The 13,948-nt window shown below is 69.1% G+C and carries 16 protein-coding genes and 1 pseudogene; 10 read left to right on the plus strand and 7 right to left on the minus strand.

Translation table 11 applies throughout. From position 1 onward, the window contains the following. From ABZ070_RS07750 to ABZ070_RS07765, 4 genes are all read right to left on the minus strand, one after another. Positions 1 to 927 (minus strand): phytoene/squalene synthase family protein (locus tag ABZ070_RS07750; protein WP_356631060.1); only part of this gene is annotated, 927 nt, incomplete at its 3' end. Continuing rightward, positions 914 to 2,479 carry a phytoene desaturase family protein gene (crtI, locus tag ABZ070_RS07755; RefSeq protein ID WP_356631062.1) on the minus strand — a complete coding sequence of 522 codons (1,566 nt, stop codon included), beginning with the start codon at positions 2,477 to 2,479 and terminating at the stop codon, positions 914 to 916. The genes crtI and ABZ070_RS07750, both read right to left, overlap by 14 nt. Continuing rightward, the gene (locus ABZ070_RS07760; protein ID WP_356631064.1) at positions 2,476 to 2,694 is read right to left on the minus strand and encodes a hypothetical protein; all 219 of its coding nucleotides are present in this window, start codon (positions 2,692 to 2,694) and stop codon (positions 2,476 to 2,478) included. Before ABZ070_RS07760 ends, crtI begins: the two co-directional genes overlap by 4 nt. Before the next feature lie 149 nt (positions 2,695 to 2,843). Beyond that, on the minus strand, positions 2,844 to 4,217 hold the full coding sequence (locus tag ABZ070_RS07765) for a deoxyribodipyrimidine photo-lyase (RefSeq protein ID WP_356631066.1): 1,374 nt from the start codon (positions 4,215 to 4,217) through the stop codon (positions 2,844 to 2,846). A gap of 196 nt (positions 4,218 to 4,413) precedes the next feature. Between ABZ070_RS07765 and ABZ070_RS07770 the strand changes: the two genes are divergently transcribed. Further along, positions 4,414 to 4,992 carry a DNA starvation/stationary phase protection protein gene (locus tag ABZ070_RS07770; protein WP_356631068.1) on the plus strand — a complete coding sequence of 193 codons (579 nt, stop codon included), beginning with the start codon at positions 4,414 to 4,416 and terminating at the stop codon, positions 4,990 to 4,992. A 21-nt stretch (positions 4,993 to 5,013) separates the two neighbouring features. Then, positions 5,014 to 6,126 carry an amidinotransferase gene (locus ABZ070_RS07775; RefSeq protein ID WP_356631070.1) on the plus strand — a complete coding sequence of 371 codons (1,113 nt, stop codon included), beginning with the start codon at positions 5,014 to 5,016 and terminating at the stop codon, positions 6,124 to 6,126. Positions 6,127 to 6,156: 30 nt separating this feature from the next. Here the strand turns inward: ABZ070_RS07775 and ABZ070_RS07780 are convergent, their stop codons facing one another. The 3 genes and pseudogenes from ABZ070_RS07780 to ABZ070_RS07790 form a co-directional block, all read right to left on the minus strand. Next, positions 6,157 to 6,816, minus strand: a complete 660-nt coding sequence (locus ABZ070_RS07780) for a pyridoxamine 5'-phosphate oxidase family protein (protein WP_356631072.1) — start codon at positions 6,814 to 6,816, stop codon at positions 6,157 to 6,159. Then, entirely contained in the window at positions 6,813 to 7,970 is a 1,158-nt protein-coding gene (locus ABZ070_RS07785) for a globin domain-containing protein (RefSeq protein ID WP_356631074.1), read from the minus strand. The genes ABZ070_RS07780 and ABZ070_RS07785 overlap by 4 nt, the downstream gene beginning before the upstream one ends. Positions 7,971 to 8,656: 686 nt before the next feature. Beyond that, positions 8,657 to 8,782: pseudogene (locus ABZ070_RS07790) on the minus strand (helix-turn-helix domain-containing protein); the annotation flags it as partial. A gap of 189 nt (positions 8,783 to 8,971) precedes the next feature. On the opposite strand from ABZ070_RS07790, the gene gvpO reads away from it, so the two are divergent. The 8 genes from gvpO to ABZ070_RS07830 are packed head-to-tail and all read left to right on the plus strand — an operon-like array spanning position 8,972 to position 13,945. Then, positions 8,972 to 9,292 carry a gas vesicle protein GvpO gene (gene gvpO / locus ABZ070_RS07795; protein ID WP_356631076.1) on the plus strand — a complete coding sequence of 107 codons (321 nt, stop codon included), beginning with the start codon at positions 8,972 to 8,974 and terminating at the stop codon, positions 9,290 to 9,292. A 36-nt stretch (positions 9,293 to 9,328) separates the two neighbouring features. Then, positions 9,329 to 9,805, plus strand: coding sequence for a gas vesicle protein GvpJ (gvpJ, locus tag ABZ070_RS07800; protein WP_356631078.1), 477 nt, complete (start codon positions 9,329 to 9,331; stop codon positions 9,803 to 9,805). A 1-nt stretch (position 9,806) separates the two neighbouring features. Next, the gene (locus ABZ070_RS07805) at positions 9,807 to 10,559 is read left to right on the plus strand and encodes a GvpL/GvpF family gas vesicle protein (RefSeq protein ID WP_356631080.1); all 753 of its coding nucleotides are present in this window, start codon (positions 9,807 to 9,809) and stop codon (positions 10,557 to 10,559) included. 1 nt (position 10,560) lies between these two features. Further along, positions 10,561 to 10,821 (plus strand): gas vesicle protein GvpG, encoded by a 261-nt coding sequence (locus ABZ070_RS07810; RefSeq protein WP_356631082.1) that lies wholly within the window; start codon positions 10,561 to 10,563, stop codon positions 10,819 to 10,821. After that, a complete protein-coding gene (locus ABZ070_RS07815) occupies positions 10,818 to 11,798 on the plus strand; it encodes a histone H1-like repetitive region-containing protein (protein ID WP_356631084.1) in 981 nt (326 codons plus the stop codon). The genes ABZ070_RS07810 and ABZ070_RS07815 overlap by 4 nt, the downstream gene beginning before the upstream one ends. Positions 11,799 to 11,804: 6 nt before the next feature. Then, the gene (locus ABZ070_RS07820) at positions 11,805 to 12,767 is read left to right on the plus strand and encodes an SRPBCC family protein (protein ID WP_356631086.1); all 963 of its coding nucleotides are present in this window, start codon (positions 11,805 to 11,807) and stop codon (positions 12,765 to 12,767) included. Positions 12,768 to 12,776: 9 nt separating this feature from the next. Then, complete coding sequence (locus ABZ070_RS07825; protein ID WP_356631088.1) at positions 12,777 to 13,139, plus strand: gas vesicle protein; 363 nt, start codon at positions 12,777 to 12,779, stop codon at positions 13,137 to 13,139. Next, complete coding sequence (locus ABZ070_RS07830; RefSeq protein ID WP_356631090.1) at positions 13,136 to 13,945, plus strand: GvpL/GvpF family gas vesicle protein; 810 nt, start codon at positions 13,136 to 13,138, stop codon at positions 13,943 to 13,945. Before ABZ070_RS07825 ends, ABZ070_RS07830 begins: the two co-directional genes overlap by 4 nt. Positions 13,946 to 13,948: the final 3 nt, after the last annotated feature.

The raw sequence follows: 13,948 nt of genomic DNA on the forward strand, positions 1-13,948 counted from the left end.
GAGAGCGGAACGCACCAGCTGGTCTGGTCGCAGTTGGTACCGCCCACCCGGTGGTTCGCCGCCAAAATCGCCGTGCCCGCCCTGACCGTGGCCGTAGTCGCCGTCGGCGATCGCGTCCAGGATGCCGCCGTACAGGGTGAACGCCGTACGGATGCACGGCCGTACGCGCGGGTCGAGCATGGCGATGCCCGGCTCGGCCTCCCGGTACACGGCCCGGGTCATCGCGTCGGCTTCGACGAAAGCGGCCCGGATACGCGGGTCACGTCCGCCGGTGCGACGGCTCCACTCGAGCAGCGGCCGCTCCACGCCGTGCGCGGCGAGCAGATCCGCGGGCAGATAGACACGTCCCCGGTCCAGGTCCTCGCCCACGTCACGCAGGAAGTTGGTCAGCTGGAACGCCACTCCGAGAGCCGCCGCGTGCGGCGCCGCCTCCTCGCGGGCGACGACGGTCCCGAGCACCGGCAGCATCTGCAGCCCGATCACCGCGGCCGAACCGTGCATATAGGCCCGCAGATCCGCGTACGTCGGGTAGTCCGTGACGCTCAGGTCGCTGCGCATCGAGGCCATGAAGTCGGCGAAGAGCCGGGGATCGATGGCGTAACGCTCGGCGGTGTCGGCCACAGCTTTCACCACCGGCTCGTCGCCGCCTCCCGTGCGCAGCCCCTGTGCGAGGTCGCTCTCCAGCCGGCGCAGCAGGCGGTCCCGTTCCTCGGGCGTCTGTCGGCGGTCGAGGTCGTCGACGATGTCGTCCGCCCACCTGGCGAAGCCGTACAGCGCGTGCACGGCACTGCGGCGTTCGACCGGCAGCAGACGAGTGGCCAGGAAGTACGTCTTGCCGTGGCGGGCGTTGAGCCTTCGGCAGCGGGCGTAGGCGGCGCGTAGCCCCGGGTCGGTGATGCCGGCGGCATCCAGTTCACGACGGGTCATCGACGCTGCCTTTCGAGGACGGGACAACGGCGGGCGCCGGCACGCCGGACGGCCTCGCGCGTACCGGACGAGGGGTGCCCGTGATGCGGGCGGCGGCGAGCTTCCCGCTGATGAGGACCGTGGGGACGCCCACCCCGGGTGTCGTCCCGCACCCCGCGAGGACGACGTTGTCGTACCCGCGCACAAGATTGCGGGGCCGGAACGGGCCGGTCTGCGCGAAGGTGTGCGACAGGGAGAAGGGCGTTCCCGCCCCGTGGCCCTGTGCGCCCCAGTCCACCGGGGTGATCAGCGCCTCCCGGTCGATGGACTCCCCGAACCCGTGCAGACCCCGGCGTTCGAGCTGGGCCACCAGGCTGTCGCGGTAACGCGGGCCGAGGTCGCGCCACGCGCCGGCCGAGGGGCCCGTCGCGGTGTTGGGGCACGGGGCGAGCACGTAGTGCAGGTGCTTGCCCTCGGGCGCGAGCCCCGGGTCGTGCGTCGTCGGCCTGGTGATCAGCAGCGACGGGTCGCTCATCAGCTGGCCGGTGCGGGTCAGTTCGTCGAAGGTCCGCTCCCACGCGGCACCGAAGGAGATCGTGTGATGTGCGAGCTTCGGCCAGGTCCGGTCCGTACCGGCGTGCAGGATCACGGCGGACGGCGAATGACGCAGCCGTACCGGGCGCCGTGGAGCCCGGCCCAACAAGCGGTGCACGATGGGCAGATCGGGTGTCAGGACGACCGCGTCGCAGGCGATCCGCTCGCCCGATGCCAGACGCACGGCCCGTACCCGACCGGCCGAGTTCTCCAGCTCCGTCACCTCGGCCGACCAGCGGAATCGTCCGCCCGCGTCGCTCGCCGCGTCCGCCATCGCCCGGGGGAGCGCGTACATGCCGCCCCGGGGGAACCAGACGCCCGCGACGGTGTCCATGTAGGCGATCACCGCGTAAGCGGCGAGGGCACGGGCCGGCGCCACTCCGGCGTACAGCGACTGGAAGGAGAACACCCTCCGCAGCCGCGCGTCCGAGAGGAACCTGCCGATCTGCCGGTCCAGCCTCCCGAAGCCGCCGAGGGCGGCCAGCCGGGCCAGATCGGTGTGCACGAGCTGGAAGGGGGAGTCGAAGTTCGTGTCGATGAACCGGCGCATCTGCGCCTGGTACAGCCGCCGCAGCCAGTCACGCAGCCGGCGGTAGCCCGCGGCCTCGGCGGGACCGGCGAAGCGCCGCACCTCGGCCTCCATGGCGTCGCCGTCGGTATGGACGTCCACCTGGGTGCCGTCGGCGAAGCGCGCCCGGTAGGCCGGATGCAGCGGCATCAGATCCACCCGCCGGTCCAGACTGTCGCCGACGGCGGCGAAGGCCTCGTCGGCCAGGTGCGGCATGGTGAGCACGGTGGGGCCGGTGTCGAGCCGGTAGCCGCCGAGCGCGAGCCGGCCGGCGCGGCCGCCGGGGTCGGCGTCCCGTTCGACGACGGTCACCCGGCGGCCGGCGCCGAGCAGATGCAGGGCCGCGGCGAGACCCGACAGACCCGCGCCGACGACCACCACATGGTCCGTGGCACCCCGCACGGTCCTCACACGTTCTCCCTGCTCCGGGCGGGCACGTCGCCCACCGCGCCTCCCACCGGCGAGGCGAACTCCCGCCGGGCGTGCTGATCCGCCTGGAGCCTGGATTCGAGGTGCTCCGCGAGGACACCGTCGACGGCCGCGGCCGCTTCGCGAGCCGTGCACGGGCCCGCACCGGAGTCGGCGCCGTCGGCCGGCAGCAGCCGTCTCATCCGCATACCCGGCATGGGCAGCTTCCTTCCGTCCTGGCTCCCGGCTCATCAGGTACTCCGCCTTCGGCGGGATTCGGATGCGCCTATCCCTGCCCGATGCGCGACCCCGTCGGAGCGCGGCTCACTCCAACGGCCCTGGAGAATTCCGCTCCCCGTGCCGGCGCTCAGTCCCTGCCGCGGGCGTGCTTGAAGCGGGCCAGCCCTTCCGGGAGGCCGATCAGCGGCTCCGGATAGTCGAGATCGGCCAGATCGTCCGAGGGGAGCCGCCAGGGCTCGTGCACGAACCTGTCCGGCACATCGCGGAGCTCCGGCACCCAGCGGCGCACGTATGCGCCCTGCGGGTCGAAGCGCTTGCCCTGGATCACCGGGTTGAGGACGCGGTGCGGGCGCGTGTCGGTGCCGGTTCCGGCGACCCACTGCCAGTTGAGCTGGTTGTTGACGACATCGCCGTCGACCAGCAGGTCCAGGAAATGGCGGGCGCCGATGCGCCAGTCGACGTACAGCGTCTTGGTGAGAAAGCTCGCCGTCAGCAGGCGAGCCCGGTTGTGCATCCAGCCCTCGTGACGCAACTGGCGCATCGCCGCGTCGACCACGGGATAGCCGGTGCGGCCCTCCCGCCACGCGGTGATCTCCTCCGCGGCCTCCTCCTCGGAGCGCCAGGAGTCGTGACGGGACCGGTAGTCCCTGACAGAGGACTCGGGCCGCGCGGCCATCACCTGGTGATGGAAGTCGCGCCAGCACAGCTGCCGTACGAAAGCCTCGGCCCCGGGGCCTGCGTGCCCACGGGCCCGCAGGACCACCTCGGCGGCGGACAGGGCGCCGAAGTGCAGGTAGGGCGACAGCCGGGAAGTGGCGTCACCGGCCAAGTCGTCGTGCCGGTCCTCGTAGGCGGCCAGAGACTTCCGCGTCCAGCTCAGCAACCGTCTCCGCGCCGCTGTCTCCCCGCCGGCCGGGACTCCGGGCGAGACGTCCGCCACGCTGCTGCGGGACGGCAGCGGCTCGGAACGCACGCCGGCCGGCACGCGCACCGCGGGCGGGGCCGGGAGCGGGTCGCGCAGCCGCTCCTGGGACCAGCGCCGGAAGTACGGCGTGAAAACGGCGAAGTGGTCGGAACCCGCGGGCAGCACCGAGCCCGGGGCGACAGCGGTGACCACCGCATCGTGAACGTGCAACTGAACTCCGCGGACTGTCAGTTCCTCACGCAGCCGCTCTTCGCGGCGGTGCGCGTAGCGGGTCACACCGGCGCTCATGTGGACCTCGTGGGCACCGCACTCCGTCACCAGCGCGCCCACCTCCCGGGCCACCGGCCCCGAACGCACGACAAGCCGTCCGCCCCGCCCGCGCAGCCCCTCGTCCAGATCGGTCAAGCAGTCGGCCAGGAAGGCACGCCGGTTCGGCGCGTCGAAACCCGCCGCACGAACGGCAGGGTCGCGGACGAAAAGGGGCACCACCTCGTCGGCGGAGCTCAGGGCGGCCCGCAGAGGCGGATGGTCGTGGAGACGCAGGTCCGACGTGAACAGGACGACCGCGACGGTCATGGGATGTCACTCCTGGCGCTGTACGGGAGGTGCTGAGGGGATGCCGACCGTAGCTTCCCCGCCGCGCCGATGCCGCGGACCCGCCCGTACGTCCGCGAAGGTGAAAGAGCGGTCGGATCTGCGCGGCCACCCAAGGAGAGGGCCCCACGGCTGATTGTCTGAAGAAAACAGCACAGACCCTGCAAGGAGCACAGCCATGGCATCCCAGGCTCAGGACGTCTCGTACACAGTGCCGGGCATGAGCACCGAGGACAGCGGCCGGATCATCACGCTGCTCCAGATGCGCCTGCACTCCCTCAATGATCTCACCCTGACGTTGAAGCACATCCACTGGAACGTGGTCGGTCCTCACTTCATCGCCGTCCACGAGATGATCGACCCGCAGGTCGACCAGGTCCGGGAAATGACCGACGACCTGGCCGAACGCATTTCCACCCTCGGCGGCGAACCGAAGGGCACTCCCGGGGCCCTGGTCGACGAGCGCACATGGAACGACTACTCGATCGGCCGCGCGGAATCCATCGAGCACCTCGGCGCCCTCGACCTCGTCTACACCTCGCTCATCAAGGACCACCGCGAGGCCATGGAGGCCACGGAGACCTCCGACCCGGTCACTCAGGACATGCTGATCGAGCAGCTGCGCAGCCTCGAGCTCTTCCAGTGGTTCGTCCGCGCCCACCTGGAGTCCAGCGGAGGCAGGCTCAGCACCCGCGGCGCCACGACGGAGACCGCCGCCGCCGGCCAGGCCGCCGACCAGGCCCGGAAGCAGCCCTGACCGGGACGGTATGGGACGCCGATGCGCGCGCAACCTGCCGGCGCTGCCGAATCTCTGGTGTCGCCCGTCAATTCGCACAACGAGTGGGACCCGCTCGAGGAAATCGTCGTCGGGCGTCTCGACGGCGCGACCATCCCCTCCAACCATCCCGTCGTCGCCTGCAACATCCCGCCCTGGGCGGCCCGGTTGCAGGGGCTCGCCGCCGGCTTCAAGTATCCGCGCATGCTGATCGAGCGGGCGCAGCACGAGCTGGATCAGTTCATCTCTCTCCTGGAGTCCCTCGGCGTCACGGTCAGACGTCCGGACGCGGTCGACCACAAGCAGCGCTTCGGCACACCCGACTGGTCGTCGCGCGGCTTCTGCAACACCTGTCCGCGCGACAGCATGCTCGTGATCGGCGACGAGATCATCGAGACACCGATGGCATGGCCGTGCCGCTATTTCGAGACCCACTCCTACAGAACTGTTCTCAAGGACTACTTCCGGCGCGGCGCGCGCTGGACGGCCGCGCCGAAGCCGCAGCTCACCGACGAACTCTTCGAGGCGGATTTCCGTATTCCCACGGCGGAAGAGCCCATGCGCTACGTCCTCACCGAGTTCGAGCCGGTGTTCGACGCGGCGGATTTCGTGCGCGCCGGACGCGACCTGTTCGTCACGCGGAGCAATGTGACCAACCGGATGGGCATCGACTGGTTGCGCCGTCACCTCGGACCCGGCTATCGCATCCACGAGATCGAGAGCCGCTGCCGCACGCCGATGCACATCGACACGACGTTCGTCCTGCTCGCGCCCGGCAAGGTCATGGTCAATCCCGAATACATCGACGTCGACCGCCTTCCGGACGGCTTGCGTTCATGGGACGTCCTGGTCGCCCCCAAGCCCGACCCGATCGGCGAACGCCTGCTGAAAGTCACCTCGATGTGCGGCACGTGGCTCAGCATGAACGTGCTCATGGTCAACGAGAAGCAGGTGATCGCGGAGCGGCACCACACCGGCATGCTGCGTGCGCTCGAACAGTGGGGGTTCGAGCCGATCCCCTGCGACCTGCTGCACTACGCGCCGTTCGGCGGCTCGTTCCACTGCGCGACACTCGACATCCGGCGTCGCGGCACCCTCGAATCGTATGTCGACTGATGCCGGGGCACGTTCGGCGCGTCAGACGGGTCAGCCGTAGATCGGCGCCTGCGGGCTGCTGCCGGGTGCGGGTACCGGCGCGCGATCGTGTCGGACCTCCGTTGGCGGGACGAAGTACTCGGCGTCCTTCGGACGACCGGCAGACGCGCTGCGGGGCCGCGCCGCCGGCTCCAGGTGAGGGATGTGCTTCGAGCAGTGCACATACGCCTCCTCCACCACGATGTGGACCCACATGTCGGGGCGGCGACCGGGCGCGGTGTCGACCGGAAGCTGCGGGTATGCCAGTCGTTGGTCCACATCACGGTGCAGCCGTGCGATCCCGTTGACGTGCAGACCGATGTGGTGGTGGGTGAAGTCCATGAACAGGAGACCGATGTGCGGGTTCTCCGTGAGGTTTCCGGCGCTGGCCATCACTCCGTTCCCCCGGTACTCGGGGTAGGTGAGGGTGTGGTCGTCGAGAACGGAGACGAAGCCGGGCGGGCCGGCGCGGAAGCTGCTGTCGCAGGCCCCGTTCGCGTCGGCCGTCGAGATGAAGACCATCGTCTGCCGGGCTATGAACTCCCGCATCCGGGACGTGAGGCTGCCTTGGACCTGACGTCGGTAGAAGCCCGACGCCTGATGCGTGGTGCCGAGCCGGCTCTGCAGCTGACGCTCACCGATCGACTGCGACGGAACGCTGTGACTGGTCACGGAAGTTGGGTCTCTTCCTCTTGGGCGTAGGCGGATTGCGGGGGGACGCTCAGCACGGGTACGTCGAGCGGATCGTGGTGAATGCGTGAGGGCGCGACGCCCCGCCCCAGCAGCACCGCTGTCGCCGCTCTGATCATGCCGGGAGGACCGCTGAGGAACACGTCGTGCCGTAGCCACGGCCCGAACTGGGCGATGACGTCAGGCAGGTTCCCCTCGGTCCCGGGGATGCGCTCATGGGAGACGGCGGCTCTGACGTTGAGCCAGTGGTACCGCTGCGACATGCGGAGCATGTCGTCGAGGCCGTACAGCTCCTGCCCGGTCCGGGCACCGACGAACAAGTCGACGCGACGCTCGGTGTGGTCTGCGGCGATCTGCTCGATCAAAGCCTTGATCGGGGCGAGCCCCGTGCCGCCGGCGACGCACAGCAGATCCCGCCGTGATTCCGCGTTCAACGTCATGTCGCCCTCGGGCGGGCCGAGACGGAGGAGGTGCCCTGGCTGCGCGTGCTCGACAAGGGCACTGCTGACGCGACCACCGGTTACGGCCCGCACGTGGAACGTCAGTGTCGAGTCCGATCGGGGAGCGTTGGCGGGGGAGTAGTAGCGCCATTCCTTGGGCCACCACGGAGTTTCGACGCTCGCGTACTGACCGGGTATGTAGGGGTATTCCGGTGCGGGCAGCACCGTTATCTCCGCCAGCCCATGACCCAACCGCCGATGGCCGACGATCCGGGCATCCCATACGGCGGGGCGGAGCCGGGCGTCGTTGTCCGCGGCGAGCATCATGGTTCGGGAGGCCGCGGTGTACGCGCGCTCCCATGCGCCGGCGAGCTCCGGGGTCCAGGCAGGGCCGGCGAATCGCGCCAGCGAGTCGAGCAGGCACTCGCCGACGGCCGCGTAGTGGGCGTTGACCGTGCCGAACTTCCGGTGGTCGCGGCCCAGGCGGGAGCAGAACTGGACGAGGTGGTCCGGGTGGTCGACAAGGTCGACGATGCGGAGCAGGGCTCGTAGCAGCCGGTCCCGCTGAACATCCATCTCCGGCGGGAACAGGCCCCGCACCTCGGGATAGCGCACGAAGAGGATGGCGTAGAAGTACACGGCCATCTCGGCGGCCTGAGGCTCGACGACCGTGAGACTGGAACGTATGAGTGCCACGTCCTCGGGTGCCAGCGCCCCCGGCAGGGCGGCGAGCGGGCGCCCCGGTGAAGTCGGTGCTCGACCGGCCGCCGGCGGAGCCGGTCCTGAACCGCTCAGCGGCGAAGGTGCGTCGGGGCGCGACTGGCGGAAGAAGGGCGTCACCGCCGAGCTCGCAGGCTTCCCGCTTCTGGTCTGTGGGTGCCTACGTCGAAGTGCCCGTTCACGCCGTACGTCCTTTTCATGGCTTGCGGGGGATCGGGGCCGGAATAGCTGTGGGGGAGGTCCCGGATGATCTTTGCCTTGCGGCAATGCTTACCATTGGTAATGCATTGATGCCGGTCAGGGCAAGCGAGTCGATCGCAATCAGGGTTCGTCGAGGGTCCACTCCGGTGCTGGGGAAGTCGTCGATGCGCAGGGTAGCCCAGGCGGTTGTGGTGGGCGGCAGTCGGTCGGCCGGTCCGGCCGTTCGGTGGCCCGCGACGGCAGTCGGCCGATCGGGTGATCCGGCTCGTCCCGTCGTGGTGGTGTCGGCCTTGCGGCGGTGGGCCGGTGTCAGAGTGGTCGGGGCAACTTCTGAGCAGCAGCCACGCCGGAGTTGCCGAGCTGGGGCCTCCGAGGTCGTTGTCACGTCCGGCCCGGAGGCCCCAGCCCTTACAGGCGATCGGCGTCAGTGTGCGCGGCGTCCTCGGGTCCGCGGCGTCCCCCGCGTCCTCGGATTCCCGGCGCAGCAGGTCTCCCGGCCGGCACTCGAGCACCTCGCAGAGCGCGGAGAGCGTCGCGAAGCGCACCGCCTTGGCGCGGCCGTTCCTGAGCACCGCCAGGTTGGCGGGCGCGGGCCGATGCGGTCACAGGCACCGCACGGCCGTCCTCGCACCCATTAGGCCTACCGCTCCCGCGGCAACGCGCCGGCCGTTGAACCGGGGCGCAGGCGAAGCGACTCGCCAACCGGCCGCGAGGCACCCCTTGTCGCGGTCGCCTCCCAAGATGCGCGAGGCGGGATCGTGACCAGACTTGGCCGTATGGCAGAGCGACGTCGCACCCAGGCCCGGCCTGCGTCCGCAGCAAGCAGTCGGCGCAACTCCTCCCAGCCGGGGCTGCGGGGCGCCGCTCGTGCTGCCTCCGACGAGTTGCAGGCGCTGATCGGGCACCCCGCAGAGGGGGTTTCGGCGGTGCGGCGCAACGACGACGGCTGGTGTGTCGTGGTGGACGTTGTCGAGGTCCCCCGTATCCCGGACACGACGAGCCTGCTCGCAGCCTACGAGGTGCAGCTCGATCAGGGCGGCGAGCTCATGGAGTACCGCAGGATCCGCCGCTATCGGAGGGGTTCCGCCGACGAGTGACCCGCGGTGTGTGGCCACCAGCTGAAAGGACCCCCCATGACAACGACCACGACCACCTACTCCGACGAGGTCGTGTGCCGCACGCGCTCCGGCACCTTGTACGACGTACTCGAGCTCATCCTCGACCGGGGCATGGTGATCGACGTCTTCGTCAGGGTGTCACTGGTCGGCATCGAGATCGTCAAGATCGATGCCCGGATCGTCGTCGCCAGCGTCGACACCTACCTGCGGTTCGCCGAAGCCTGCAACCGGCTCGACCTGGAGCGGGACCGGACCAGCACCACCGTCCCCGAACTCCTCGGCGGCGGCGTCGCCAGGTCGGTGGGCAAGCGCAAGGTGAAGAAAGCGGCGGAATCCGTCGGCGACACCGTACGCAGGGCAGTCGGCGGTGGCCGGGAGGACGAGGCCGACGATGCCGACGACGTGTACGAGGAGGAGCAGGAGCGACCGCGACGCCGTGCACCCTCCCGGAGCAGCGGCAGCAGCAGCCGTCGACGGCGCGTGGAGGCGTGACGTGAGGGACAGCGGCGTATACGTCTACGCGATCATCCGGTCCGCCGCCGCACCGCTGCCGGCGGACATCACCGGAGTGGGAAGCCCTCCTGCGCTGTTGCGCGTACTCGAAGAGGGGGCGGTCGCCGCGATTGTCAGCGACGCGCCGCCGAAGTTGCGCGCACGTCGGCGGGACCTGCTCGCCCACCAAGGGCTGCTCGATCACCTCGCCGACGCCGGAAGCCCTCTGATCCCCATGCGCTTCGGCATGGTCGCTCCCGACGAGGCGACGGTCCGCGGACAACTGGTCGCGAATGAAGCCAAACATCTCGAGACGTTGCAGCGGCTCGCCGACCGGGTCGAGATCAACGTCAAGGCGCTTCCCGCCGAGGACGCCCTGCCGGTCCTCGTCGCCGAGGACGACACAATCCGCAGGCTCAGGCAGGCGGCACTCGCACGGCCCGCCTACGACGCGAACCTGCGGCTGGGCGAAGCCGTTCACACGGCGTTGACGCGCAGAGCCTTCCAGGCAGGGCAGCGCATGGTGCGCGAGCTCACCCCGATGGCACATGGGGTGGCCGCTGGACCGGAAGTCCACGGCTGCGTTCTCAACACGTCGTTTCTCGTCGATCGCGGAGAAGCCGAGAAATTCGAGGCGGCAGTGCGGACCTTCGCGGAAGGCAATCGCACGCACGTCCAACTGCGCGTCGCCGGTCCCCTGCCGTGCTACAGCTTCAGCTCTTTCGAGCCCGCTCTCGAAACGTCCGGAGCCTGAGATGGGGCTGATCACGGGACTCCTCACATTGCCCCTCGCTCCGGTGCGCGGTGTCGTCTGGGTGGCGGAGCAACTTCAGGACGCCGCCGAACGGGAATTGAATGATCCGCTCGTCCTGCGAGCCCAACTCGCCGCGCTCAACCAGGACTTCGAAGACGGACTCCTTGGAGAAGAGGAGTTCGAGCAAGAAGAAGAAGAGCTTCTCGACCGGCTGCACGAGTCGGTCACACGCGCCGAACGATCGAAAGTGACTTGCTCATGAACGACTCGGAAAAGGTAGCGCTCGCGGCGGCAGTCGTCGGCGGCTACGTACTTGGCCGCACCAAGAAGGGCCGGCTTGCCATCACGGTGGCCACCTATCTGGCAGGCAGGCGATTCGGGCTCGAACCGCGCCAGCTCGCCGCGGAGGGTATGCGCAGACTCGGCGAGCTTCCGCAGGTCGCAGAACTTCAGCAGCAGCTCAAAGGGGAAGTCCTCGAAGCCGGTCGCAAAGCGGTGACCGCCGCGGCGAACCGCAGCATGGGTTCCCTCGCCGACGCCCTCCGCGACCGGACCGCCGGCCTTGGTCGGGCGGCTGAACCGGAGGCAGAAGAGGAAGAGGAGCCGGAGGAGGAGTTCGAGGAGGAGGCAGAGGAGGAGGAAGAGCCGGAGGAAGAGGAAGAAGAACCGGAGGCAGAGTACGAGGAAGAACCTGATGAGGAGGAAGAGGAGGAGGAAGAAGAGCCCGAGGAGGAGGAAGAGGAAGAAGAGGGACCTGAGGAAGAAGAGGAAGAAGAGGCGCCCGAGGAGGAGCCGCCCGCGAGGCGCCGTCCTTCCAGGTCGGAGGCCAGGAGGAGAACCTCGAGCCGTCAGCCGGGGAAGGCCTCTGCTGCGCACCGGAGGGCAGGTCGGGAGGAAGCCCGAGAGCCGGTGGCGAAGAAGGCCGCGGCCAAGAAAGCGGCTCCGGCCAAGAAGGAAGCCGCCAAGAAGGCTCCGGCAAAGAAGGCCGCGGCCAAGAAGACGGCCCCTGCCAAAAAGGCTGCCCCCGCCAAGAAGACGGCGCCCGCCAAAAAGACTGCCCCCGCCAAGAAGGAAGCCGCAAAGAAGGCTCCGGCAAGGAAAGCCGCGGCGAAGAAGACGACAGCGAAGAAGACGACAGCGAAGAAGACTGCGCCGGCCAAGAAGACGGCGGCCAAGAAGACAGCGTCGTCGAAGCAAGCAGCCAAGAAGACAGCCAAGCGCTCAGATCGCCGGAGGTAGGCGGCCATGGCAAAGACTCTGCAGAACGAGCCCGCGGAACCGGAAGCCGGCATCGACCGGCTGCGCGAGGAACTGTCGAACTTTCTCACTGCCCAGTTGGAGAACCTTGCCGAGAAGGCGAGCAGCAAACTGACCGACGTCACCGGTCAGCTGTCCGACGTCGCCGAGAAGGGAGGCTCGCTGCCGGCCATCGGCTCCCGGATCCTCCAGGGCGAATCGCCGGTGAAGGCGTTCCTGTCCGAGAAGGCGAAGGGCGTCAAGGACTCGGTGGTGGGCAAAGCCAAGGAGGCTCTCGGCGGCGGGAAGGGCGGCGGCCGGAAGGCCGGCGGAAAGGTCATGAACATCATCGAGGTTCTCGATGTGGGAGTGCCGCTGCGTACCGCGTACGACCACTGGACGCAGTACGAGAACTTCAGCAGCTTCGCCAAGGGCGTCCGCAGTGTTTCGTCGAGCGACGAAGTGACCAGCGACTGGCAGGTCAAGGTGGGCCCCTCTTCCCGGAGCTTCAAGGCGACGGTGCAGGAACAGATTCCCGACGACCGCATCGTGTGGACCTCGGAGGGTGCCAAGGGGACCACGCGCGGGGCCGTCAGCTTCCACGAACTGGCTCCCAATCTCACCCGCATCGTCCTGGTCCTCGAGTACTACCCCGCCGGATTCTTCGAGAAGACCGGCAACCTGTGGCGCGCTCAAGGCCGCCGGGTGCGGCTCGACTTCAAGAACTTCCAGCGCCATGTCTCGCTCACCGACGAGGAGCCCGACGGCTGGCGCGGTGAAATCCGCGACGGCGAGGTCGTCGTCACACACGAAGAGGCGATGGAAGAAGAAGAGGCGGAGAACGAGAACGGCGAGGACGAGGAGTACGAGGACGAAGCAGAAGAGGCCGAGGAGGAGGGCGGCGAGGACGAGGACGAAGAAGCCGACGGGGACGAGTACGAGGACGAATACGAGGATGAGGATGAGGACTGAGGTGCGCACGTGACCGACGTGGACTTCAGACCCGGCACCTACCCGGCCCCCGGACCGACGACCACCAATCTCGCGGACATCCTCGAACGCGTCCTCGACAAGGGAATCGTCATCGCGGGCGACATCAAGATCGACCTCCTCGACATCGAGCTGCTGACCATCCGCCTTCGTCTCTTCGTCGCGTCCGTCGACACCGCCAAGAAGGCAGGCATCGACTGGTGGGAGACGGACCCCGCGTTGAGTTCACGTGCCTCACGCGACGCACTGCGGGACGAGAACCGGGAGCTCCGCGAACGCCTGGAGCGTCTCGAAAACGGCGAGCACGGTGCGGCGGCGGGGCAACAACGCGGAAAGGGAAAGCGGGACACATGACACAGCTCGCAGCCGACGGACGGGCCGCCACAGCGACCTACGTCTTCGCGGTCTGCCGCGACGCGGACCCGGCAGTCCTCGCCCACCTGCCGGGCCTCGCGCCGCAGGCACCTGTCCGCTCTCTGGCCTGTGGCACGCTCACCGCGATCGTCCAGCACGTCGACGCGGCGGACTTCTCCGACGACGTCTGGCAGCAGCGGCTGTCGGACCGCCACGAGCTCGAGCGGTGTGCCCGTGCCCACCACGACGTCGTGTGTGCGGCCGCCACATGTGGTCCCACCGTCCCCCTGCCGCTGGCCACCATGTACCGCAGCGACAGCCGGGCACGCCAGGCCGTGACCGAAGAGGCGGACCGCTTCCATGCCGCCCTCGAGCGCGTCGCCCGTCACCAGGAGTGGGGAGTGAAGGTGTACGCCCCCACCGTCACGACCGAGGCCGACGACTCACCCCGGCCCACTGCGCCCGCCGGACGTGTGCCACCGGCCCCTGGTGCGGGGCTCGCCTATCTGAACCGTAGGAGAGACCTTCAGCAACGGCGTGAACGGCATCGCGAAGAGACGCTGCAGACCGCCGAAGCCGTCGACGCCGAGCTGCGGACGGTGGCCACAGCGGCACGGCGGCTCCGCCTGCACAGCGTGGAGCTGACGGCGCCGCGCGGGACACAGGTCCTGAATGCTGCCTACTTGGTGGCCACGCACCGGTCCGACGACTTCGCCCGCCTCGTGCGCACCCTCGGCCACCGGGCGGGCGCGCGCATCGAGGTCTCCGGGCCCTGGGTCCCCTATTCCTTTGTCGGCGAGGCCTAGGAG

Origin of the sequence: Streptomyces sp. NPDC006283 (genome assembly GCF_040613325.1) — a bacterium.
Classification (GTDB): Bacteria; Actinomycetota; Actinomycetes; order Streptomycetales; family Streptomycetaceae; genus Streptomyces.

Bases quoted from the DNA above. Each gene is read 5' to 3' on its own strand.
- gvpJ (WP_356631078.1), top strand. From the start codon at position 9,329: ATGACAACGACCACGACCACCTACTCCGACGAGGTCGTGTGCCGCACG.
- ABZ070_RS07760 (WP_356631064.1), bottom strand. From the start codon at position 2,694: ATGCCGGGTATGCGGATGAGACGGCTGCTGCCGGCCGACGGCGCCGAC.
- ABZ070_RS07775 (WP_356631070.1), top strand. From the start codon at position 5,014: ATGCGCGCGCAACCTGCCGGCGCTGCCGAATCTCTGGTGTCGCCCGTC.
- ABZ070_RS07765 (WP_356631066.1), bottom strand. From the start codon at position 4,217: ATGACCGTCGCGGTCGTCCTGTTCACGTCGGACCTGCGTCTCCACGAC.
- ABZ070_RS07810 (WP_356631082.1), top strand. From the start codon at position 10,561: ATGGGGCTGATCACGGGACTCCTCACATTGCCCCTCGCTCCGGTGCGC.
- ABZ070_RS07815 (WP_356631084.1), top strand. From the start codon at position 10,818: ATGAACGACTCGGAAAAGGTAGCGCTCGCGGCGGCAGTCGTCGGCGGC.
- ABZ070_RS07830 (WP_356631090.1), top strand. From the start codon at position 13,136: ATGACACAGCTCGCAGCCGACGGACGGGCCGCCACAGCGACCTACGTC.
- gvpO (WP_356631076.1), top strand. From the start codon at position 8,972: ATGGCAGAGCGACGTCGCACCCAGGCCCGGCCTGCGTCCGCAGCAAGC.
- ABZ070_RS07770 (WP_356631068.1), top strand. From the start codon at position 4,414: ATGGCATCCCAGGCTCAGGACGTCTCGTACACAGTGCCGGGCATGAGC.
- ABZ070_RS07820 (WP_356631086.1), top strand. From the start codon at position 11,805: ATGGCAAAGACTCTGCAGAACGAGCCCGCGGAACCGGAAGCCGGCATC.